This window comes from Pseudomonas gingeri (assembly GCF_013385635.1).
GTDB classification, from domain to species: Bacteria; Pseudomonadota; Gammaproteobacteria; order Pseudomonadales; family Pseudomonadaceae; genus Aquipseudomonas; species Aquipseudomonas gingeri_A.
The window spans coordinates 56,197-77,591 of record NZ_JACAPR010000023.1; the positions used below are offsets into that span (position 1 = coordinate 56,197).

At 63.2% G+C, this 21,395-nt stretch carries 18 protein-coding genes; 6 read left to right on the forward strand and 12 right to left on the reverse strand.

Annotated features, from left to right (window positions below; genetic code table 11):
• Positions 1 to 42 precede the first annotated feature (42 nt).
• Complete coding sequence (locus tag HX851_RS25975) at positions 43 to 1,281, forward strand: EAL domain-containing response regulator (RefSeq protein WP_177066169.1); 1,239 nt, start codon at positions 43 to 45, stop codon at positions 1,279 to 1,281.
• Positions 1,282 to 1,287: 6 nt separating this feature from the next.
• Here the strand turns inward: HX851_RS25975 and HX851_RS25980 are convergent, their stop codons facing one another.
• Positions 1,288 to 1,950, reverse strand: coding sequence for a response regulator (locus HX851_RS25980; protein WP_177059223.1), 663 nt, complete (start codon positions 1,948 to 1,950; stop codon positions 1,288 to 1,290).
• A 312-nt stretch (positions 1,951 to 2,262) separates the two neighbouring features.
• On the opposite strand from HX851_RS25980, the gene HX851_RS25985 reads away from it, so the two are divergent.
• Complete coding sequence (locus HX851_RS25985; RefSeq protein ID WP_177059225.1) at positions 2,263 to 2,553, forward strand: DUF3509 domain-containing protein; 291 nt, start codon at positions 2,263 to 2,265, stop codon at positions 2,551 to 2,553.
• A gap of 163 nt (positions 2,554 to 2,716) precedes the next feature.
• Here the strand turns inward: HX851_RS25985 and HX851_RS25990 are convergent, their stop codons facing one another.
• Together HX851_RS25990 and HX851_RS25995 are read right to left on the reverse strand one after the other, a co-directional pair.
• Positions 2,717 to 3,601 carry a TIGR02285 family protein gene (locus HX851_RS25990; protein WP_177066168.1) on the reverse strand — a complete coding sequence of 295 codons (885 nt, stop codon included), beginning with the start codon at positions 3,599 to 3,601 and terminating at the stop codon, positions 2,717 to 2,719.
• A 60-nt stretch (positions 3,602 to 3,661) separates the two neighbouring features.
• Positions 3,662 to 4,861, reverse strand: coding sequence for a CaiB/BaiF CoA transferase family protein (locus tag HX851_RS25995; RefSeq protein WP_177059229.1), 1,200 nt, complete (start codon positions 4,859 to 4,861; stop codon positions 3,662 to 3,664).
• A 139-nt stretch (positions 4,862 to 5,000) separates the two neighbouring features.
• Between HX851_RS25995 and HX851_RS26000 the strand changes: the two genes are divergently transcribed.
• From HX851_RS26000 to HX851_RS26015, 4 genes are all read left to right on the forward strand, one after another.
• Positions 5,001 to 5,543: a YaeQ family protein gene (locus HX851_RS26000; RefSeq protein WP_017124044.1), complete on the forward strand. Its 543-nt coding sequence runs from the start codon at positions 5,001 to 5,003 to the stop codon at positions 5,541 to 5,543.
• Positions 5,544 to 5,597: 54 nt separating this feature from the next.
• Positions 5,598 to 7,307 (forward strand): single-stranded-DNA-specific exonuclease RecJ, encoded by a 1,710-nt coding sequence (recJ, locus tag HX851_RS26005; protein WP_177059231.1) that lies wholly within the window; start codon positions 5,598 to 5,600, stop codon positions 7,305 to 7,307.
• Positions 7,308 to 7,493: 186 nt separating this feature from the next.
• Positions 7,494 to 8,600 (forward strand): NADH:flavin oxidoreductase/NADH oxidase, encoded by a 1,107-nt coding sequence (locus HX851_RS26010; protein ID WP_177059232.1) that lies wholly within the window; start codon positions 7,494 to 7,496, stop codon positions 8,598 to 8,600.
• Positions 8,601 to 8,787: 187 nt separating this feature from the next.
• Complete coding sequence (locus HX851_RS26015) at positions 8,788 to 8,979, forward strand: hypothetical protein (RefSeq protein ID WP_177059234.1); 192 nt, start codon at positions 8,788 to 8,790, stop codon at positions 8,977 to 8,979.
• Between the two features lie 84 nt (positions 8,980 to 9,063).
• Here the strand turns inward: HX851_RS26015 and HX851_RS26020 are convergent, their stop codons facing one another.
• From HX851_RS26020 to HX851_RS26060, 9 genes are all read right to left on the reverse strand, one after another.
• Positions 9,064 to 10,926 (reverse strand): NAD(P)-binding protein, encoded by a 1,863-nt coding sequence (locus HX851_RS26020; RefSeq protein WP_177066167.1) that lies wholly within the window; start codon positions 10,924 to 10,926, stop codon positions 9,064 to 9,066.
• A gap of 66 nt (positions 10,927 to 10,992) precedes the next feature.
• Entirely contained in the window at positions 10,993 to 12,474 is a 1,482-nt protein-coding gene (locus tag HX851_RS26025; RefSeq protein ID WP_177059238.1) for an APC family permease, read from the reverse strand.
• A 282-nt stretch (positions 12,475 to 12,756) separates the two neighbouring features.
• Positions 12,757 to 14,181, reverse strand: a complete 1,425-nt coding sequence (locus tag HX851_RS26030) for a gamma-aminobutyraldehyde dehydrogenase (protein WP_177059240.1) — start codon at positions 14,179 to 14,181, stop codon at positions 12,757 to 12,759.
• 189 nt (positions 14,182 to 14,370) lie between these two features.
• Positions 14,371 to 15,198: an ABC transporter permease gene (locus HX851_RS26035; RefSeq protein ID WP_177059242.1), complete on the reverse strand. Its 828-nt coding sequence runs from the start codon at positions 15,196 to 15,198 to the stop codon at positions 14,371 to 14,373.
• Complete coding sequence (locus tag HX851_RS26040) at positions 15,188 to 16,135, reverse strand: ABC transporter permease (RefSeq protein ID WP_177059244.1); 948 nt, start codon at positions 16,133 to 16,135, stop codon at positions 15,188 to 15,190. The genes HX851_RS26035 and HX851_RS26040 overlap by 11 nt, the downstream gene beginning before the upstream one ends.
• A 1-nt stretch (position 16,136) precedes the next feature.
• Positions 16,137 to 17,162: an ABC transporter ATP-binding protein gene (locus tag HX851_RS26045; protein ID WP_177059246.1), complete on the reverse strand. Its 1,026-nt coding sequence runs from the start codon at positions 17,160 to 17,162 to the stop codon at positions 16,137 to 16,139.
• 467 nt (positions 17,163 to 17,629) lie between these two features.
• Complete coding sequence (gene ydcS, locus HX851_RS26050; protein ID WP_017127072.1) at positions 17,630 to 18,781, reverse strand: putative ABC transporter substrate-binding protein YdcS; 1,152 nt, start codon at positions 18,779 to 18,781, stop codon at positions 17,630 to 17,632.
• Between the two features lie 85 nt (positions 18,782 to 18,866).
• Entirely contained in the window at positions 18,867 to 20,357 is a 1,491-nt protein-coding gene (locus HX851_RS26055) for a gamma-aminobutyraldehyde dehydrogenase (protein WP_177066166.1), read from the reverse strand.
• A gap of 107 nt (positions 20,358 to 20,464) precedes the next feature.
• Positions 20,465 to 21,379, reverse strand: a complete 915-nt coding sequence (locus HX851_RS26060; RefSeq protein ID WP_177059254.1) for a LysR family transcriptional regulator — start codon at positions 21,377 to 21,379, stop codon at positions 20,465 to 20,467.
• Between the last annotated feature and the right edge of the window lie 16 nt (positions 21,380 to 21,395).

A 21,395-nucleotide genomic window follows, 5' to 3' on the forward strand; every position in this document is an offset into this window, starting at 1 on the left:
GCCATTGCGGATAACGACCGCTTCAACCTGCGGAGATCATCGATGCGTGCACTCAAGATCCTGGTTCTTGAAGACAACCCCTTTCAACTGATGGCGTTGCACCAGATGCTCAATGCCAACGGTGTCTTCGATGTGCTGACGGCTGAAAGCGTCGAGAGTGCCCGGCAGTCCCTGGCCAATCGCGGGCCGGTGGATGTTGCCATCTGCGACCTGTCCCTGGAGGGTGGTGATGGCTTGCAACTGATCCGACACCTGGCGGAGACGCGTGAGGCCCAGGCGCTGATCATCCTCAGCAGTCTCGACCAGAAGGTGCGCGAAGGGGCGGCACATATGGCCCGGCAGCAAGGATTGCATGTGCTGGGTTGTCTGCTGAAGCCGGCGTCGGCGGCGATCCTGGGCGAGTTGCTGGCGACCTACCAGCAACGCTTCGGCCGCCAGCGTCCGGGGCTGCCGCTGGCCCAGGTCTGTGAATTGCTGTCGTTGCACGAGCTGCAGGCGGGTGCCGGGCCCCGGGCGATCCAGCAGTATTGCAGCGCCCACTTTCAGCCCAAGGTGACGTGTGACGGTCGGGTGCAGGGGGTCGAGGCGCTGGCTCGCTGGCAGCATCCGGAGCAGGGCATGCTGTTGCCGGCCACGTTCATGCCGGTGCTTGAGTATGCGGGGCTCTCGGAAGCCCTTGCCTGGCACATGCTCGAACAGGCCATCGGGCTGTCGGTCGAGGTGTATCTGGGTACGGACGAGTATTTGCCGGTGGCGGTGAATATTCCGGGGCTGATGGTCGAACAGGCGGATTTCGCCGAGCGTTTGAACGAACTGCTGGAGCGTTTTCACCTGCCCGCCGAATGGTTGACGCTGGAGGTGGTCGACAGTGGTGAATGCACCGCCGAGGCGGCCCAGGTCGAGGGCATGCTGCGCCTGCGGATGCTCGGTTGCCAGCTGTCGATCGGCGATTTTGGCGTTGCCGGTGCGGGCTTGCAGAAGCTGCTCGAACTGCCTTTCTCGGAGTTGACGATCGCCCCGCGGTTTGTCACCGGCATGGCCGAGGACTCGCGCAAGCGTTCGATCGTCGCAGGGATCCTGAGCATGGCGAAGGGCATGAACCTGCGGGTGGTGATCACCGGAATTGAAACCGATGAGGAATACCGCTTGATCCAGGAACTGGGCGACCTGCTTGTCCAGGGGCGATTGATTGCCGCGCCCATGAGCCGGGCCGAGTTGCTGCCCTGGTTGCGCATGGCCGGTCGGGTGGTTGTCGCGGAGCATGAGCAGCAACCCGGCTGACGGCGATCAGGACAGCCCGTGTTCCTGCAGGTAGAGAAACAGGGCGGCATCATTGGACAGGCCGAGCTTGCGCATGGCACTGACTTTCTGGGCGCTGACGGTCTGCTTGCTGCGACACAACCTGGCGGCGATCTCGCCCACCGTGCGACCCGCCGCCAGGAGACGGGTGACCTCCAGTTCCCGTGGTGACAACTGCTCCTGGTCGCCCAACCGATGGCTGCCGATTTCCCCGGCTTGCGCCAGGGTCTGGCGCACCGACTTGGCGACGAACGCCTTGCGTTGTCGCACATGATGGATCGCCACCGGCAGTTCGGCGGCGAGACTGGCCTTGCTCAACAGTCCCATGACGCCCAGGTCCAGGATGTAGCGGAACAGCCCGGCATTGTTGAGCATGGTGACCACCAGGATCGGCAGGTCAGGGTAGTGTCGGACCAGGGCCTCGATCATTCGCAGGCCGTCATTCTGATCCGCTGTCGGCATCATGAAATCGGTGATCAGCACGTCGCACGGGCACTCGCCGAGCAGGTCGAAGAGCGCCTGTGGGGTGCTGGCTTCGCCGACCACGCTCAAGCCGGGGTCGCGCTCCAGTACGGCGCGCAAGCCAATCAGGAAAATCGGGTGATCATCCGCCAGGACAATCCGTAGTGGCGTGGGTGGGGGTGAACTCAAGACAGGTCTCCGGTGAACGCGACGGTGAGGCGGGTGAGAACAGGGCAACAAACCAGATGCCTCGCTGCATGTCTGTGAGCAAAGCCGACGCGGCCTGTAGTAAAAGGCTTAAAAGCCATTGATCTGATTCTAGCCAGTGCGGCCCCTGACTGTTTTTTCTCTGTCATCTTTCTCGTTCATGCTCGATAGACGTCGATCAGCTCGTGCGGCCCTGCGAGGACCAACGAACTTTCTTCTCTGACTGGCGGTCATTGACTCCAGGTTCTCTTGTTTTCGACCTTCCGGGTTTTCGACTATTGAGTGGTGATCGAGATGGAAAGTATCAGCCTGTTGCTCAACGAGGCATTGAGTCCGTATCCGGTGACCCTGACGCCATCCGGCGGCCATGGTGAGTGCTTGGTGAGTGTGAAGAGTGTTGCCGGCCTACTGCTGGTGGAGCGTGAAGTCAATCAGGCGCAACTGACGGACAAGCGTCTGCTGACGGACGTGGTCGATGGCTTGCATCGTGATCTTCGAATCGCCGAGGGGCGCCTGGAGCCCTGCGTGATTGCTGCCCTGCGTAATGCCGCCGAACACCGGGTGTTCCGCGCCGCCGGCCGTTAGAATTTTTTTTGGAACCTTCCTTCCCAAGAGGGTGTCAGATTTTATAACGGCAAGAGCAGGCATTGTGCTCCGGTGTGTGTGGCTTGTCGTACTGGTCTTTGTAGGCCACGTTTAACCCCGAGTCGTTTCCCCACTTCTCGGGGTTTCTTTTGCCCGCAATTTGTCATTGCTCTTCGGGTGCGAGGAAAAATTCCCTGGCGTCTTCCCGGTACTTGTCCCGTTCTGGCGGTGCAAGCCAGTGCGCATAGAGTTCGACCAGCGTCTGCCGGCGCAGTCCGCGCAGAATCTCGTTGATATGGGGAATCGCTGCCCGGCCTTGTGGGGTATTGGAGCAGGCGACACGGATGAACTGATAGTTGGCCGTGCCCTTGATGGGATAGAACACCAGGTCATCATCAGCGATCTGTTGCTGCTGGGCCTGATAGTGGATTTCCGCCCAGTAGCCAAGCAGTGCCTTCAATCGTCCCAGGCGTTGCATCTGCAACAGGCTGCCAAGGGCATCGTTGCCGTAGTGCGGGACCAGGTTTTGCGCGCGGGTGTGATGCAGCACGTCATCGATCGGATGGCCGTAGCTGCGTTCGGCGACGATACCCAGTTGCAGGCTGTTGCTGCCCAGCAGCGCAGCGAGATCGACCCGGCCGTCGAATACAAAGGGCGCGATCAGCGCCTGGTCGACCGGTCGAATCACCAGGCCATTGCTGGTGGTGCCCATGCTGGGGATGGAAAAGAGCATTTTCTGCGCCCGCGCCGCGTTCCACAGCAGCGCCGGGTCGCAGGTGAACAAAGGTCCGCCGAGCATCTGCATGCCTCGTGCCCGGTTGACCCGCAGCACCGTGTGCTCGTACTCCGGCAGCGCCGCCATCAACAGCGGCAGCATCCGGTCCACCGCCCCCTGGCCTTCTTTCGGGCCGTCGAAAATGCTCAGGGGCGGCAGGTCCCGCAGCAGCCAGGTCAAGGCCTCCCTGGCCTGGCCGGTTTGCGGCAGGGCACAGATCAGCACGGCCAACAGCGGGAGACCAAGGTGTCGCCACAAGGCACTGGGAGTCATGAGCTGGATACCTTCCCGGGTTCAAACCAGTCGTTGATGCACTTAGCAAGGCACGAGACGCTAGATGGCGCCGCTTTCACGCAGCCGTGCAATCGCTACCTTGTCATAACCGAGGCTGCCCAGCACCTCGCCATTGTGTTCGCCCAACTGCGGGCCGACCCATTCGCTGGAGCCCGGTGTCTGCGAGAGTTTCGGCACAATACCGGGCATCTTGAAGTCCTTGCCGCCGGGCAGCTTGGCCTGCAGGAACATTTCCCGGGCGAGGAACTGCGGATCGCTGAACATGTCTTCGGCGCTGTAGATACGGCTGGCGGGGACATCGGCGCTGTTCAGGGCGGCGATCACCACGTCCAGGGGCAGTGAATTGACCCAGCGGTCGATCACCCCGTAGATCTCGTCGCGCCGGCTGTCACGCCCGTCGTTGCTGGTCAGCAGCGGGTCGTTCGCCAGGTCTTCACGGCCGATGGCCTGCATGAAACGCTTGAAGATCGCATCGCCGTTGGCGCCGATCTGCACGTGCCGGCCATCGGCCGTGGTGTGGATCGACGAGGGGGTGATGCCGGGCATGATATTGCCGGTGCGTTCGCGGATGAAACCGAACACATCGAATTCCGGGACCATGCTTTCCATCATCGCGAAGATGGCTTCATACAGCGCGACATCCACCACTTGCCCCTGGCCGCCGTTCACTTCGCGATGACGCAGTGCCATCAGGGCGCCAATCACGCCCCACAGCGCGGCAATCGAGTCGCCGATGGAAATCCCGGTACGCACCGGCGGGCGATCCTCGAAGCCGGTGATATAGCGCAGCCCGCCCATGGACTCGCCGACCGCGCCAAACCCCGGCTGGTCCTTCATCGGTCCGGTCTGGCCGAATCCCGACAGGCGTACCATCACCAGCTTCGGGTTCAGCGCATGCAGGGTTTCCCAGCCCAGGCCAAGTTTTTCCAGGACGCCGGGGCGAAAGTTCTCGATCAGGATGTCGGCTTCGCCAAGCAACTGTTTGAGGATCGCCAGGCCGTCCGGATTCTTCAGGTTCAGTGTCAGGGATTTCTTGTTACGCGCCTGGACAAACCACCACAGTGACGTGCCTTCGTACAGCTTGCGCCATTTGCGCAACGGGTCGCCGCCGTCCGGCGATTCGACCTTGACCACCTCGGCGCCGAATTCGGCGCAGATCCGCGAGGCGAAAGGGCCGGCAATCAGGGTTCCGAGCTCGATGACTTTCAGGCCGGAGAGGGGTTTGGCGGTGAACGGCATGGGCGATCCTGTAGGACAAGACGAGGGCAGTAGAGCCTTTTAACATGACGCGCGCCATCTTCATAACCATCAACAGTCGTTGATTGACCCGCGTATCGGTTAGACTTGGCGCCTTTCCTCGTCTCTAGAAGCCCCGTTCATGGCCCAGCCGTCCACGACCTACAAGTTCGAACTCAACCTCACCGACCTGGATCGCAGCGTCTACGAAAGCGTCAAGCAGACCATTGCCCGCCATCCTTCGGAAACGGAAGAGCGGATGACCGTGCGTTTGCTGGCCTACGCCCTCTGGTACAACGAACTGCTGGCTTTTGGTCGTGGTCTGTCGGAAGTGGATGAACCGGCCCTGTGGGAAAAAAGCCTGGATGATCGCGTCCTGCACTGGATCGAAGTCGGCCAGCCGGATGCCGATCGCCTGACCTGGTGCTCGCGTCGTACCGAGCGCACCAGCCTGTTGGCCTACGGCAGTCTGCGGGTCTGGGAAACCAAGGTGGTCCCGGCGGTGAAGAACCTGAAAAACGTCAATATCGCCGCAGTGCCGCAGGAAGTCCTGGAAACCCTCGCCAAGGACATGCCGCGGGTCATCAAGTGGGACGTGATGATCAGCGAAGGCACGATCTTCGTCACCGACGATCGCGGCCAGCATGAAGTCCAGCTCGAATGGCTGATGGGCGAGCGCGGTTAAGCGCGGCGCCGCCGTTTCAACTCCTGTGTATTGAAGAGAACGTCCGCCAACGCCATGCGTATCGAACCCCGCCCGCTGCCCGCCACCCTGCCTTTTCTCGGCGACCTGCCGCCACTGCTGACCCGTTTGTACGCGGCGCGGGGGGTCGAATCGGCTGCCGAGCTGGACAAGAGCCTGGCGCGCTTGATTCCCTTCCAGCAACTCAAGGGGATCGACGCCGCGGTTGACCTGCTGGTGGTGGCGCTGGAGCAGCGCCAGCGGATCCTGATCGTCGGCGACTTCGACGCCGATGGCGCGACCGCCAGCACCGTGGGCTTACTGGGCCTGCGCCTGCTGGGCGCGGCCCATGTCGATTACCTGGTGCCGAACCGTTTCGAGTACGGCTACGGCCTGACCCCGGAAATCGTCGCCGTGGCGTTGCAGCGCGAGCCGCAATTGCTGATCACCGTCGACAACGGCATCTCCAGTATCGAAGGGGTGCTGGCGGCCAAGGCGGCTGGCCTGAAGGTGCTGGTGACCGATCACCACTTGCCGGGCAACGAACTGCCGGCGGCCGATGCCATCGTCAACCCGAACCAGCCCGGTTGCGAGTTTCCGAGCAAGGCGCTGGCCGGGGTCGGGGTGATCTTTTATGTGCTGATGGCCCTGCGCGCGCGTCTGCGCGGCCTGGGCCGGTATGAAAACCAGCCGCAGCCGAATATCGGTGAACTGCTCGATCTGGTGGCGTTGGGCAGCGTGGCCGATGTGGTGCCGCTGGACGCCAACAACCGCATCCTGGTGCATCAGGGTCTGGAGCGTATCCGCGCCGGTCGGGCCCGGCCGGGGCTCAAAGCGATCCTCGAAGTGGCCAAGCGCGATCACTCGCGCCTGACCTCCACCGACCTGGGGTTTATCCTCGGCCCGCGCCTGAACGCGGCGGGACGCCTGGACGACATGAGCCTGGGCATCGAGTGCCTGCTGGCCGAAGACCCGGCATTGGCCCAGGAAATGGCCACCCAGCTGGATGAAATGAACAAGGACCGCAAGTCCATCGAGCAGGGCATGCAGCGCGAAGCCCTGGCGCAGCTCAAGGACTTGCCGGTGGAGTCGATGCCGTTCGGCCTGTGCCTGTTCGATCCGGACTGGCACCAGGGGGTGATCGGGATTCTCGCCTCACGCATGAAAGAGCGTTATCACCGCCCGACCATCGCCTTCGCCGATGCTGGCGACGGCATGCTCAAGGGCTCCGGTCGTTCGGTCGCCGGGTTCCACATTCGCGATGCCCTGAGCGTGGTGGCGGCGCAGCACCCGGACCTGATGGGCAAGTACGGTGGCCACGCCATGGCCGCCGGCCTGAGCCTGCCGCAGGAAAACTTCCCGCTGTTCGCCGAAGCCTTCGATGCCGAAGTGCGTCGTCAGCTCAGCGAGGAAGACCTGACCGGACGCTTGCAGACCGACGGTACGCTGGCCCTGGAAGAGTTCAACCTGGAACTGGCGCGGGCCCTGCGTAACGCCGGCCCCTGGGGCCAGCATTTCCCCGAACCGTTGTTCCACGGGGTATTCCAGCTGGTGGAAAAGCGCATCGTCGGCGAGCGGCATCTGAAGGTGGTGCTGAAAAGCGAGTGTGGCTCGGTGAAGCTCGATGGCATTGCCTTTGGCATCGACCCGGAAATCTGGGCAAACGCACGGGTCGACTGGGTCGAGCTGGCCTACAAGCTCGATCTCAACGAGTTCCGTGGCAAGGAAAGCGTGCAACTGATGATTGCCCACATCGAACCGCGCTGAGCTTTAAATCGGCTGAACCCTCCGGCGTCCGTCATTGTCGACTAGGCTCTAAGCACTGTCTGAATGGTCTTGTGACGTTGTCTTCCTTATTGACCCGCCGGGGGGGCGGACGCCCACTTTTTCCTGTCACTCGTCGACGTTCTCACAGAACCCTGGAGCCAGCCCACTTGATTTGAGAGGTGCCCCATGAGTCTGCTGCTTGAACCCTATACCCTTCGTCAATTGACCCTGCTGAACCGCATCGCGGTCTCGCCGATGTGCCAGTACTCCAGCGTCGACGGCCTGGCCAATGACTGGCACCTGGTCCACCTCGGCAGCCGTGCGGTCGGCGGTGCCGGACTGATCTTTACCGAAGCCACGGCGGTGACCGCCGATGGCCGCATCACCGCCCAGGACCTGGGCCTGTGGAATGACCAACAGATCGAACCACTGCAACGCATCACCCGCTTTGTCACGGCCCAGGGCGCCGTCGCCGGGATCCAGCTGGCCCATGCCGGGCGCAAGGCCAGCACCCATCGGCCCTGGCTGGGCAAACATGGCAGCGTCAAGCCCGAGGACGGTGGCTGGACGCCGGTCGGACCGTCGCCGATTGCCTTTGACCCGCAGCACACGCCACCGCTACAACTGGATGAAGGGCAGATCGCCGAGGTGATCGAGGCGTTTGTCGCCGCTGCCAAACGCGCTCTGGTCGCCGGTTTCAAGGTGGTCGAGGTGCATGCCGCCCACGGTTACCTGCTGCACCAGTTCCTTTCACCCCTGAGCAATCAGCGGCGTGACCAGTACGGCGGTTCGTTCGAAAACCGTATTCGCCTGGTCCTGCAGGTCACCGAGGCGGTCAGGGCGGTGTGGCCCGAGGAGTTGCCGTTGTTCGTGCGCGTCTCGGCCACCGACTGGGTGGAAGACGGCTGGAACCCGGATGAAACCGTGGAGCTGGCACGGCGCCTGAAAGACCTGGGCGTCGACCTGATCGACGTGTCCTCGGGTGGCACCGCCGCCAATGCGGAAATCCCCACGGGGCCGGGTTACCAGACCCGTTTCGCCGAGCGCGTGCGCAAGGAGTCCGGCATCGCCACCGGCACAGTCGGGCTGATCACCGAGCCGGCCCAGGCAGAACATATCCTGCGTACCTGCCAGGCCGACATCATCCTGCTCGCCCGTGAACTGCTGCGTGATCCGTATTGGCCGCTGCATGCCGACGACGACCTGGGCGGGCGCAAGGCGACCTGGCCGGCGCAGTACCAGCGCGCGACCCATCGCGACCAGCCGATCCATGAATCGGATCTGCGTGAGTGACGGGTTGAGGTGCCCGCCGTGAAAACACCGAAGCCCGCCGACAAGGCGGGTTTTCTATGCATTGCATGATTTTTCTTCTGTAAATTCCGAAATGATCTTAGCTGAATGCGGATTCTTCCTACCCTTAGGCTATGTCTGAGACGGCCTGTCCAGACGGTTCCTGTGTAGTCACAGAAGGAAATCGTCCATGTCAAAGGAGCGAAGTATCCTCGGGTTCATGCTGTTTCTCTGGACATTCAGGGCGCCACCCCGCGCCAGGGTGCGCAGGCTCAGCGATGAAGAGCGGCAATTGGTGGAGCATTACCGGACCTTGACGGCAGAGGATCGCAATGCGCTGCACTGCCTGTTGAATGCGATGGGGAGTGTGTCGCGGTTTTGAGCTGTTCGATACCGCAGGCTTTGCCATCCTCGGGCGTTCGGCGGGCCGAGCGCCCAAGGGGTTCAGGCTGGGCTATACGGGGCTTTATCCCACTTCCCCCACCGCCCGCCAGGCTTCGTCGATCGCCGCATGGGCATACGCGCTCCAGGCCGCGTCCGAGTTGGCGATGCTGACCCGGCCCAGCGGCTTGCGTGCCAGCTTCATCAGTTTTTCGCTTTCGTCGGCGTCGTCGAACAGGCTGTTGGAGAAGTACGCGTAACCGTGGGACCAGCGGTTGACGGTGATCGCCAGGATATCGGTTTCATGATTGAAGCCGCCCGGGCCGAGCATGCGTTGCAACTGGTCGCGCAATTGCGCCTCCAGTTGCTCGAAGGTCTGGCCGTAGAGCTTGCCGCGTCCGGCCCGTGCCTGGTCGCGGGCGTTCATGCCGCTGTTCGGGCTGGTCGGCACGTAGACCATGTGCAGGCCGATCGGCTGGCTCGGGTCCCGCGTATGCTCGTAGCCGCCCATGCTCACCGGATAGTCGAGCTTGATCCGGCTGTAGGGCTGGGTGGCCGCGTAGATTTCGTGCACGCCGAGTTTCTGGAACGACTGCCAGTTGCGGATCACCACCTTGGTGTACACCAGCGGGAATTTCACATTCTGGCTCAGGGCATGGGCCTGGGGCGCCGGCAGGTCGCGCAGCAGATAGGGGATCATCATGTTGTAGCAGGCCAGGATGCAGTGCTTGCCGCGTACCTGGCTCAACTGGCCGCCGCGGCTGTAGCCGATGTTCACGCCCTTGCCGACATTTCGCACACTGACCACGGTGCTGTTCAGGCGCAGTTGCACCGGGGCCTTCGGCTGGTCGAGGCGGGCGTAGTCGAACGGTGCCAGCACGATGTCGTCCATGGTGTGCCCCGGCGCCACCGAGGGAATCAGGCTGCGCACCAGCAGACGCGCCAGGGACGCGTTGCCGTCCGGGAAATGGTAGATGTACGGCTCTTCCATTTCCGCCCTGGATTCTTCGCTGATGGGCTCCAGATTCATCGCGCCGAAACCGGGAAAACCGACGTTGTAGGCGTCGAACGCCGCCACCGCGTCGATGCTCAGGGCCGAGAAGTCATTGGTGCGGCTCTGGAAGTATTTCACCGCGTTTTCCGACAGGCCGACGTCCTTGAGCAGGAAGTCGCGGTAGCTGGTGGCGGCCAGGTGCTGGGCCTTCTCCGCGGCGCTCTTGCCTCGCAGGTAGTCACGGGGCGACTGGTGCAGTTCGATCAGCGCCTGGCGATCCGATTCGGGCAGCGGGAAATCATTGATGAAGTCGCGGATAGGGCGGGCATTCAGTTGCTGCGGAGCGATATCGTCGGCGACCATCGGTGTCGGGTCGCCGCTCACCAGTTTGTCCTCGCCGAAGTTCTCCTTGTCGAAGAACACCCCGCGGGACAGGCCCAGGCCCGGGTAGAACGGCCGGTCGAAGGCGGTTTCGAAGCGCTTGATATCGACCCCGAGCTTCTTCAGCAGGCCGTTGACCTGCTTGCTGTACAGATGGTTCGGCGACTGGAAGGCTTCGCTACCGCCGTAGCCGAGGATCATGCGTCCCCCGGCGGAGAATTCGTTGCGCTTGGCGTGACCGCCGAAGTCGTCGTGGTTTTCCAGGATCAGGATACGTGCCTTGGGGTGTTTCTCCCGGTAGAACCACGCCGCCGACAAGCCGCTCAGGCCACCGCCGACCACCACCAGGTCGTACTCTGCGGCAATGGGCAGGTGCGCGGTGTCGAAGACCTTTTTCTCCCAGCCCATCTGGTGGGCGACCTCGAAGGAGCCGACGTGGCTGCCCCGCAGGCCGGTCAGGGCCGGTGGGTAATAACGTCCGTCGGGCGCGGCCTGGAGCAGTTGCAGCGGGGTCATGCCGGCGGCGATGGTGATGGCGACGCCGTTGAGGAAGTCGCGGCGGGTGATATCCATGATAGATCCTTGTTTTTTATTGTTGGAACGACCCGGGCAGCCAGTGCACCGCCCGGGCGCCTGCCGTTACCGGCTGATTTTCCAGGCGTCGCCGGCGGGTGCGGTGCCGCGGTCGTAGGGCTTGCCCAGCCACATGTAGAGCAGGCCCAGACCAATGACGATAGCGGTGCTCAGGACCATGGCGTAGTTGATGTACCAGGCGGCATCCGGCGTACGTGGCCAGGCCATGTTGACGATGGCGCCGACGCCATAGACCAGTGCCCCGATATTCACCGGCAGGCCCCAGGCTCCCAGGGTGAACTTGCCACTGGGTTTCCAGCCACGCGCGCGGGCGAACAGGGCGGCGAGCACGATCATCTGGAAGGCCAGGTAGATGCCGATGGCGGCGAAGCTGACGATGGTCGCCACGGCGTCCTGGAGGAAGAAACCGAGGGCGATGATCAGCGCCGGCAGGACCCCGGAGACGAACAGCGCCGCCACCGGCACCTGGGTGGTCGGCGAAATCCGCTTCAGCAGGTTGCTGCCGATGACCATCTCATCACGGGCGTAGGAATACAGCAGGCGGCTGGCGGCGGCTTGCAGACTGATCACGCAGGAGATGAAGGAAATCATCACCACGCCCATCACCACTTTCGAACCGACGCTGCCGAAGGCATTGTTGAGGATGGTAGTGACCGGGTCCTTGTCGGTGCCGTTGATCACCGCCTGCATGTCCGGTACGGCGAGGATCAGCGCCAGGCAGGCGAACATCGCCGCGATACCGCCGATGTAGATGGTCATGCGCATGGCCACCGGGATCTGCTTGCTCGGGTTCGGGGTTTCCTCGGCGACATCACCGCAGGCTTCGAAGCCGTAGTAGAGGAACATGCCCGCCAGCGATGCGGTGAGGAATGCCGGCAGGTAGGAACCGTCGACACGGATATCGAAGGTGTTGAACAGCACGCTGATGGGCTGGTGGCGTTCGAACACCAGCAGGTACACGCCGACGATCACCGCGCCGACCAGTTCGCAGAGAAAGCCGAACATGGCGATGCGTGCCAGGACCTTGGTGCCGCTGAGGTTGACCAGGGTGGCGAACAGCGTCAGCAGCAGGGCGATGACGATGTTGGTGTTGTTGCTCGGCTCGAAACCGAGCATCGCCGCGAGGTAAGGACCGGCACCGACCGCAACGGCGGCAATGGTCACGCACAGGGCGATGGAGTAGATCCAACCGACCATCCACGCCCAGCGTTTACCCACCAGGCGCCGGGCCCAGGGATAGACACCACCGGAAATCGGGAACTGCGAGACCACCTCGCCGAAGATCAGGCACACCAGCAGTTGCCCGCAGCCCACCAGCAGGTAGGCCCAGAACATCGGTGGGCCGCCGGCGGCCAGGCACAGGCCGAACAGGGTGTAGACGCCGACCACCGGCGAGAGGTAGGTAAAGCCCAGGGCGAAGTTTTCCCACAGGCTCATGCTGCGATTGAAGTTCGAGGTGTAGCCGAGTTTGCGCAGCTGTTCGGCATCGCTGTCGGCTTCTGCGCCGAGGTGGGGTTGTGCACTCATGACGGTGTTGCTCCAGAAAATCGGCAGATTTCGGATGTCCGAGACCATGGCCGGGCCATGACGGCCCGTCCCGGTTCGGTATTCTTGTAGTGGAATTGTGCTTAGTGCTTGAGCATCACATGTGGCGAGCGGGCTTGCCCGCGCCGGGGCGCGAAGCGGCCCTGAAACCAGCGAATTCGGTCTATCAGGAAAACTGAGATAGCCGATTTTACGACTGCTTCGCAGCCGAGCGCGGGCAAGCCCGCTCGCCACAGGGATATCGGTGCTCGGGTAGATCTGTGTTCAGTGCTTGAACATCACATGCCGCACGGTGGTGTAGTCCTCCAGGCCGTACATGGACATGTCCTTGCCATAGCCGGACAGCTTCTGACCGCCGTGAGGCATCTCGCTGACCAGCATGAAGTGGGTGTTGACCCAGGTGCAGCCGTATTGCAGTCGAGCGGCCAGGCGGTGGGCGCGACCGACATCGGCGGTCCATACCGAGGACGCCAGGCCATAGTCCGAATCGTTGGCCCAGCCCAGTACCTGGGCCTCGTCGTTGAAGCGGGTGACCGAGACCACCGGGCCGAACACTTCGCGACGGACGATTTCGTCGTCCTGCTGGGCATCTGCCAGCACTGTCGGTTCGAAGAAGAAACCGTTGCCTTCCACGGCCTTGCCGCCGGTCACCAGGCGGATATGCGCCTGCGCCACGGCGCGCTCGACGAAACCGGCGACACGATCACGGTGCTGCGCGGTGATCAGCGGGCCCAGTTCGGTGGTCGGATCATCCTGCAGGCCGTATTTGATGGTGCTCACGGCCGCGCCGAGTTTCTCGACGAACTTCTCGTAGATGCCGTCCTGGGCGTACACGCGGCAGGCGGCGGTGCAGTCCTGGCCGGCGTTGTAGAAACCGAAGGTGCGGATGCCTTCCACGGCGGCGTCGATATCGGCGTCGTCGAAGATGATCACCGGGGCCTTGCCGCCCAGTTCCATGTGCATGCGCTTGACGCTGTCGGCGGTGCTGGAAATGATGTTCGAGCCGGTGGCAATGGAGCCGGTCAACGACACCATGCGTACTTTCGGATGGGTCACCAGCGGGCTGCCGACGCTCGGACCACGACCGAACACCAGGTTGAGCACGCCGGCCGGGAAAATCTCTGCCGCCAGTTCGGCCAGGCGCAACGCGGTCAGCGGGGTCTGCTCCGAGGGCTTGAGCACCACGGTATTGCCGGCAGCCAGGGCCGGGGCGATTTTCCAGGCGACCATCATCAGCGGGTAGTTCCACGGCGCGATGGACGCGATCACGCCCACCGGGTCACGGCGGATCATCGAGGTGTGGCCCGGCAGGTATTCGCCGCCGGCCGAACCGTTCATGCAGCGGCTGGCGCCGGCGAAGAAACGGAACACATCGGCAATCGCCGGGATTTCATCGTTGAGCGCCGCGCTCAGGGGCTTGCCGCAGTTGTCCGACTCCAGCTTGGCCAGCTCCGCGCCATGGGCCTCGATGGCATCGGCGAGCTTGAGCAGCAACAGCGAGCGGTCCTTCGGTGCGGTCTGCGACCAGTTGTCGAAGGCGGCATCGGCGGCGCGCACGGCGGCATCGACCTGGGCTTCGCTGGCTTCGTTGATTTCCACCAGCACGCGGCCCAGGGCCGGGTTGAACACGGGTTGTGCAGGGCCTTCGCCAGCGACGAGTTGGCCGTTGATCAGCAGTTTGGTTTGCATGGTTATGTCCTCATGACTCAATCAGGTATTTCGATGAACACCGAATCTCTTGGCGTACTTCACTGTAGGAGCCGGGTTTGCCCGCGAAGCTGTTGGCGATCTTGAGGGCCCTTTCGCGGATCAGCCCGGCTCCTACGGGTTCAGGTTTGGTTTCAAGATTCAGGTTCGGTTTTCATCCTTGGAAATCGGTTATTTGCCGCCACTGCCGGCCACGCTTTCACCGCCGCGGGTCAGGTAATAGGCGCCGAGGATCGGCAGCATGGTGACCATCATCACCAGCATCGCGACCACGTTGGTGACCGGTACATCCCTTGGTCGACTGAGCTGGTTGAGCAGCCAGATCGGCAGGGTGCGTTCATGCCCGGCGGTAAAGGTGGTGACGATGATCTCGTCGAACGACAGGGCGAACGCCAGCATGCCGCCAGCCAGCAGCGCCGAGCCGAGGTTCGGCAGGACGATGTAGCGGAAGGTCTGCCAACCATCGGCACCGAGGTCCATCGAGGCTTCGATCAGGCTGTGGGAGGTGCGCCGCAGCCGGGCAATGACGTTGTTGTAGACGATCACCACGCAGAAGGTCGCGTGGCCGACGATGATGGTGAACATCCCCGGCTCGATCCCCAGCGTCTTGAAGGTCGCCAGCAAGGCGATCCCGGTGATGATCCCCGGCAGGGCGATCGGCAGGATCAGCATCAGCGAGATGCCCTGCTTGCCGAAGAAGTCCCGGCGATACAGCGCGGCCGAGGCCAGGGTGCCGAGGACCATGGCGATCAGGGTGGCGATGGCGGCGATCTGCAGCGACAACTTGATCGCTTCCAGCACGTCCGGACGCGCGAAGGCCACGCTGAACCACTTCAGGGTGAAGCCCTGGGGCGGGAAGCTGAACGCGGCATCCTCGGTGTTGAAGGCGTACATGAAGATGATCAGGATCGGGAAATGCAGGAACACCAGCCCGCCCCAGGCCGCGATACGCAGGCCCAGGGACGCCCTGTCCCCGTGCTTTTCTGATTTAGAGTGCATCGAAGGCCCCCAGGCGTTTGACGATGGACAGGTACACGGCGATCAGCACGATCGGCACCAGGGTGAAGGCGGCCGCCATCGGCATGTTGCCGATGGCCCCTTGCTGGGCGTAGACCATGCTGCCGACGAAGTAGCCGGGCGGGCCGATCAGCTGCGGCACGATAAAGTCGCCCAGGGTCAGCGAGAAGGTGAAGATCGAGCCGGCGGCAATTCCCGGGATCGACAGTGGCAGGATCACCTGCATGAAGGTCTGGCGCGGCTTTGCCCCGAGGTCGGCGGAGGCTTGCAACAGGGACGGTGGCAGGCGTTCCAGGGATGCCTGGATCGGCAGGATCATGAACGGCAGCCAGATGTAGACGAACACCATGAAGCGGCCCAGGTGCGAGGTCGACAGGGTGCTGCCGCCGACTCCTGGGATACCCAGGACGAATTGCAGCAGCGGTTCCAGCCCCAGGTGCTGGACAAACCACTGGGCGACGCCGCCCTTGGCCAGCAGCAGGGTCCAGGCATAGGCCTTGACGATGTAGCTGGCCCACATCGGCATCATCACCGCGATGTAGAAGAACGCCTTGGTCTTGCCGGTGGTGTAGCGCGCCATGTAGTAGGCAATGGGAAAGGCGACGATCCCGGAGGCGATCGACACCACCACCGCCATGCTCAGGGTGCGCACGATGATGTCGAAGTTCGACGGATTGAACAGCGCGGCGAAGTTCGCCAGGGTCAGGTCGGGAGTGACCGCCATGGTGAAGTCGTCGAAGGTGTAGAAGCCCTGCCAGAGCAGGGTCAGCAGCGAGCCGAGATAGATCGCGCCGAACCAGATCAGTGGCGGCACCAGCAGCAGCGCCAGGTAGAAGTTGGGGCGACGGTAGAGCAGGTTGGAAAACCGCCGCAGCAGCGACGGGTTTGCCGTCGTGGGAGTCAGGGCCAGGGCGCTCATGTCAGACCTCGCTCGCCAGCACGGTCATGGCTTCCCGCGCCCAGCGCGCGGTGATGCGCTGGCCGGTCTGATGTTGGGCACTGGTGTCCAGCCACTGGGTATTGGCCTGGCTGATATTCAGGGTCTGGCCGTTTTCCAGCTTCAGTTCATAGCGGGTGGCGCTGCCCTGGTACTGGATATCGTGCAGCAGGCCGCTGACTTCGATTTCGTGGCCTTGTACCGGGCCTTCGGCGAAGCGCACGTGTTCCGGGCGGATGGAGAAAGGCAGGTCGCTGCCACTCAACTGCCGGGCCAGATCACCGCGAATCACGTTGGAGGTGCCGACGAATTCGGCGACGAAGGCAGTGGCCGGTTTCATGTAGAGGTTGCGCGGTGTGTCGACCTGCTCGATGCGACCCTTGTTGAACACCGCCACGCGATCGGACATCGACAGCGCTTCGGTCTGGTCGTGGGTGACGAAGATAAAGGTGATGCCCAGCTGGCGCTGCAGCTTCTTCAGTTCGCCCTGCATCTGTTCGCGCAGCTTGAGGTCCAGCGCGCCCAGGGGTTCGTCGAGCAGCAGCACCCGTGGGCGATTGACCAGGGCGCGGGCCAGGGCCACGCGCTGGCGCTGGCCGCCGGACAACTGCACCGGCTTGCGCTCGCCGTAGCCGCCGAGGGCGACCATGCCCAGGGCTTCTTCGGCGCGCTTGTGGCGTTCGCTCTTGCCGACGCCTTTGACTTTCAGGCCGTAGGCGACGTTGTCGCGCACGTTCATATGGGGGAACAGCGCGTAATCCTGGAACACGGTGTTCACGTCACGCTGGTAAGGCGGCAGCCCGGCGGCTTCTTCGCCGTGGATGCGGATCGAACCGGCGCTGGGTTGTTCGAAGCCGGCGATCAGGCGCAGGCAGGTGGTCTTGCCCGAGCCGGAAGGGCCGAGCATGGAAAAGAACTCGCCGTCCTGGATATCGATGGAAACCCGGTCAACGGCTTTCACTTCGCCGAACTGACGGGAAACGTGGGTGAACTGGACTGCAAGCGTCATGATGCGGTGCTCCAAAAAGGCGAGGGCCGTCGCAGCGGCCCGTCCTGGACTTCTGAAAATTCTGAAACGGTGAAGGGCGATCTGACTGGCATCGCGATCCTTTGTAGGAGCCGGCTTGCCGGCGATGAGGCCCTTGAGCCTTGCATCGCCTATCCGGACGCCATCGCCGGCAAGCCGGCTCCTACAGGATTTGTGTCGTACGCACATTCGGTGTTTGACACGGCCCCCCTGTAGGAGCTGGCTTGCCAGCGATGAGGCCCTTGAGCCTTGCATCGCCCATCCGGACGCCATCGCCGGCAAGCCGGCTCCTACAGGATTTGTGTCGTACGCACATTCGGTGTTTGACACGGCCCCCTGTAGGAGCTGGCTTGCCAGCGATGAGGCCTATGAGCCTTGCATCGCCCATCCGGACGCCATCGCCGGCAAGCCGGCTCCTACAGGTTCGTCATTACCCCCAATCCGGGGAATTACCTGCCGCCCATGATCGCAATGTAGTCCTGGGTCCAGCGGCTGTACGGCACGAACTTGCCGCCCTCGGCCTGTGGGGTTTTCCAGAAGGCGATCTTGTCGAAGGAATCGAAGCCGTTGGTCTTGCAGCCCTCGGCACCGAGCAGTTCGCTGCCCTTGCACGCCGCGGGAACCGCCGGCAGGGAACCGAACCAGGCCGCTACGTCACCCTGGACCTTGGGTTGCAGCGACCAGTCCATCCACTTGTAGGCGCAATTGGGGTGCTTGGCATCGGCGTGCAGCATGGTGGTGTCGGCCCAGCCGGTGACGCCTTCCTTCGGAATGGTCGAGGCCACTGGCTGTTTATCGGCCTGCAGGCCGTTGACCATGTAGCCCCAAGAGCTGGAGGCGGCGACGCCTTCGTTCTTGAAGTCACTCATCTGCACGGTCGCGTCGTGCCAGTAGCGGTGGATCAGCGGCTGCTGCGCACGCAACAGGTCGAGGACGGCCTTGTACTGGGTCTCGGTCAGTTCATAGGGGTTCTGGATCCCCAGTTCCGGCTTGGCGGACTTGAGGTACAGCGCCGCGTCGGCGATATAGATCGGGCCGTCATAGGCCTGCACGCGACCCTTGTTCGGCTTGCCGTCCGGCAGGTTCTGCGCGTCGAAGATCACCGCCCAGCTGGTCGGTGCCTGCTTGAACACGCTGGTGTTGTACATCAGCACGTTCGGGCCCCACTGGTAGGGAGTGCCGTAGGTCTGCTTGTTGACCACGTACCACGGCGCATCCTTGAGGCGCGGGTCGAGGTTCTTCCAGTTCGGGATCAACTCGGGGTTGATCGGCTGCACCCGCTTGCCGACGATCAGGCGCAGCGACGCGTCGCCCGAAGCGGTGACCAGGTCGTAGCCGCCCTTGGCCATCAGGCTGACCATCTCATCGGAGGTGGCGGCGGTCTTAACACTGACCTTGCAGCCGGTTTCTTTTTCGAAACCGGTGACCCAGTCATAGGCCTTGTCGCTTTCACCCCGTTCGATATAGCCCGGCCAGGCGACGATATCGAGTTGGCCTTCGCCGGCACCGACAGCTTTCAGCGGTTCGGCGGCCTGGAGACTGGCGCTGGCCAGCAAGGCGGTGGTGAGTGCACTGAGCAGTGCGGTCTTGTGCGCGAACATGGGGTTTCCCTCTACTTTAATTATGGTCGGGGCAGTCGAACGGGTATTACATGCCGGTTGTGGCTTCTTGTTAGCGTAGTGCGTGTTACAGATGCTGGCCGTGGCGCGCCATGATATGGCGCACCACGCTGTAGTCCTGGAGCGAATCGCTGGACAGGTCCTTGCCGTAGCCGGAGCGTTTCAGGCCGCCGTGGGGCATTTCGCTGACCAGCATGAAATGGCTGTTGATCCAGGTGCAGCCGTACTGCAGGCGCGAGGCGACCTGCATCGCTTTATCCAGGTTCTGGGTCCAGACCGACGAGGCCAGGCCGTATTCCGAATCGTTGGCCCAGTCCACCGCCTGGCTCAGTTCGTCGAAGCGGGTCACGGTGACCACCGGTCCGAAGACTTCGCGCTGGACGATCTCGTCGCTCTGCCGGCAGCCGGCGAGCAGGGTGGGCTGGTAATAGAAGCCGGCGCCGGAGTGCACGGCGGCACCGGTGACGCGCTCGATGTGCGGCTGGCCCAGGGCCCGTTCGACGAAACTGGCGACGCGGTCGCGCTGGCGGGTACTGATCAGCGGGCCGATCTCGTTGTCGGCGTCGCGTTTGCCGGCAAAGCGCAGGCTGCTGACGGCGGCCCCGAGTTCGGCCACCAGGCGGTCGTGGATGCCGGCCTGGGCGTAGATCCGGCAGGCGGCGGTGCAGTCCTGGCCGGCGTTGTAGTAACCATAGTTGCGCACGCCTTCGACCACCGCCTGGATATCCGCGTCGTTGCAGACGATCACCGGGGCCTTGCCGCCGAGTTCCAGATGGGTGCGCTTGACGCTTTTCGCGGCGGCCTGGAGGATCTTCTGGCCGGTGACGATATCGCCGGTCAGCGACACCATGCGCACCTTCGGATGGCTGACCAGATGGCTGCCGACGCCTTCGCCGCCGCCGCAGACGATATTGATCACCCCCGCCGGCAACAACTGCGCCAGCGCCGGGGCCAGGGCCAGGATCGACAGCGGCGTGTGTTCGGAAGGCTTGAACACCAGCGTGTTGCCGGCGGCCAGGGCCGGGGCGATTTTCCATGCGGCCATCATGATCGGGTAGTTCCACGGCGCGATGGAGGCGACCACGCCAATCGGGTCGCGACGGACCATGCTGGTGTAGCCCGGCAGGTATTCGCCGGACAGTTGCCCGGTCTGGCAGCGCACGGCCCCGGCGAAGAAGCGGAACACGTCGACGGTCGCGCTCAGGTCATCCTGGCGGGCCAGGTGCAGCGGCTTGCCGCAGTTCAGCGATTCCAGGCGGGCCAGCAGGTCGGCGTTTTTCTCCACCGCGTCGGCAATGGCCAGGAGGATGTTCGAGCGTTGTTGCGGGGTGGTTCGCGACCAGCCGGCAAAGGCCCGGTGGGCGGCGAGGATGGCGCTTTCGACCTGTTCGGTGCTGGCTTCGGCGATGTGCGTGAGGACCTCCCCCGTGGCCGGGTTTAGGATCGGTTCGACGAAACCAAGGCCGGCAACGAGTTCACCGTCGATCAGCAACGAGGTAAACAGTGGGGTCGGGTGCGCGCCAGCCATTTTGCGAATTCTCTTTTCTTGTGTGGCCATGGGAGCTTCCCTTGCAGCTGGAGTCCGGCCTTTCTCTATATGGACAGGAAGAGACTAGTGGCCGAACGAGAGGTCGACAAATACTAAATACTGAAAGTAGCGTTCGATTAAATAGATGGCTTGCGTCCGCCGTGGGGCTGTTCACGGGCGACGGTCAGGAACGGGTCCACCAGGGCCGGCCGTGCGGTGCCGCGGCGCCAGGCCAGGCCGACATCCAGGGTCTGGCTCAGGTCGGCCAGGGAGCGGGCTTCGATGATGTCGCCTTCCAGGGACCAGGGCCGGTAGGTCATGTCCGGCTGGATCGACAGGCCCAGGCCGGCGGCCACCAGGCTGCGCACTGCTTCGGTGGAGGCGGTGCGCAGGCTGATCCGTGGTTGCAGGCCGGCCCCGCGCCACATGCGCTGGGCATTGCGATCCATCTCATCGACGTTGAGCTGGATCAGCGGTTCGCGGGCGACATCGGCGAGGTTGATGCTGTCGTGTTCCAGCAAGGGATGCTGGGCCGGCAGCCATAGGCGGTGCGGGGAGTGGGTGAGGACTTCGGTCTGCAGGGCGTGGCGGTCTTCCAGGTTGGAGAGGATCAGCACCCCGACATCGATTTCACCGCTGACCAGCAAGTGCTCGATATACGGTCGCTCGTCTTCCATCACGCGGATTTCCACATTCGGGTAGGCGCGCTGGAAGCGGGTCAGCAGGTCGGCCAGGTAGTAGCCGGCCACCAGGCTGGTCACGCCGACGGTCAGTTGCCCGGCGACCTGGTCGGTGCTCTGCTGCAGGCTGCGCTTGGCATTGTCGACGGTGGCGAGGATCAGGTGCGCCTGGCGCAGGAACTGGTGGCCCTGATGGGTCAGGGTCATGCCCTTGGCGTGGCGATTGAACAGGCTGACGCCGATCTCCTGCTCAAGCTGCTGGATCGCCAGGGTCAGGGTCGACTGGGAAATGAACACCGCCTGGGCGGCGGCCGAGATCGAGCCGGTCTCGGCCACGGCGATGAAGTGACGGATCTGACGCAGGGTCATCATGGGAGAAATACCCTTG

Excerpts from the sequence above, each read along its gene's own strand:
- recJ (WP_177059231.1), top strand. The coding sequence starts at position 5,598 with ATGCGTATCGAACCCCGCCCGCTGCCCGCCACCCTGCCTTTTCTCGGC.
- HX851_RS26040 (WP_177059244.1), bottom strand. The coding sequence starts at position 16,135 with ATGAGCGCCCTGGCCCTGACTCCCACGACGGCAAACCCGTCGCTGCTG.
- ydcS (WP_017127072.1), bottom strand. The coding sequence starts at position 18,781 with ATGTTCGCGCACAAGACCGCACTGCTCAGTGCACTCACCACCGCCTTG.
- HX851_RS25975 (WP_177066169.1), top strand. The coding sequence starts at position 43 with ATGCGTGCACTCAAGATCCTGGTTCTTGAAGACAACCCCTTTCAACTG.
- HX851_RS25985 (WP_177059225.1), top strand. The coding sequence starts at position 2,263 with ATGGAAAGTATCAGCCTGTTGCTCAACGAGGCATTGAGTCCGTATCCG.
- HX851_RS26000 (WP_017124044.1), top strand. The coding sequence starts at position 5,001 with ATGGCCCAGCCGTCCACGACCTACAAGTTCGAACTCAACCTCACCGAC.
- HX851_RS26055 (WP_177066166.1), bottom strand. The coding sequence starts at position 20,357 with ATGGCCACACAAGAAAAGAGAATTCGCAAAATGGCTGGCGCGCACCCG.
- HX851_RS26020 (WP_177066167.1), bottom strand. The coding sequence starts at position 10,926 with ATGGATATCACCCGCCGCGACTTCCTCAACGGCGTCGCCATCACCATC.
- HX851_RS26010 (WP_177059232.1), top strand. The coding sequence starts at position 7,494 with ATGAGTCTGCTGCTTGAACCCTATACCCTTCGTCAATTGACCCTGCTG.
- HX851_RS26025 (WP_177059238.1), bottom strand. The coding sequence starts at position 12,474 with ATGAGTGCACAACCCCACCTCGGCGCAGAAGCCGACAGCGATGCCGAA.
- HX851_RS26060 (WP_177059254.1), bottom strand. The coding sequence starts at position 21,379 with ATGATGACCCTGCGTCAGATCCGTCACTTCATCGCCGTGGCCGAGACC.
- HX851_RS25995 (WP_177059229.1), bottom strand. The coding sequence starts at position 4,861 with ATGCCGTTCACCGCCAAACCCCTCTCCGGCCTGAAAGTCATCGAGCTC.
- HX851_RS26030 (WP_177059240.1), bottom strand. The coding sequence starts at position 14,181 with ATGCAAACCAAACTGCTGATCAACGGCCAACTCGTCGCTGGCGAAGGC.
- HX851_RS26015 (WP_177059234.1), top strand. The coding sequence starts at position 8,788 with ATGTCAAAGGAGCGAAGTATCCTCGGGTTCATGCTGTTTCTCTGGACA.
- HX851_RS25990 (WP_177066168.1), bottom strand. The coding sequence starts at position 3,601 with ATGACTCCCAGTGCCTTGTGGCGACACCTTGGTCTCCCGCTGTTGGCC.
- HX851_RS26045 (WP_177059246.1), bottom strand. The coding sequence starts at position 17,162 with ATGACGCTTGCAGTCCAGTTCACCCACGTTTCCCGTCAGTTCGGCGAA.
- HX851_RS26035 (WP_177059242.1), bottom strand. The coding sequence starts at position 15,198 with ATGCACTCTAAATCAGAAAAGCACGGGGACAGGGCGTCCCTGGGCCTG.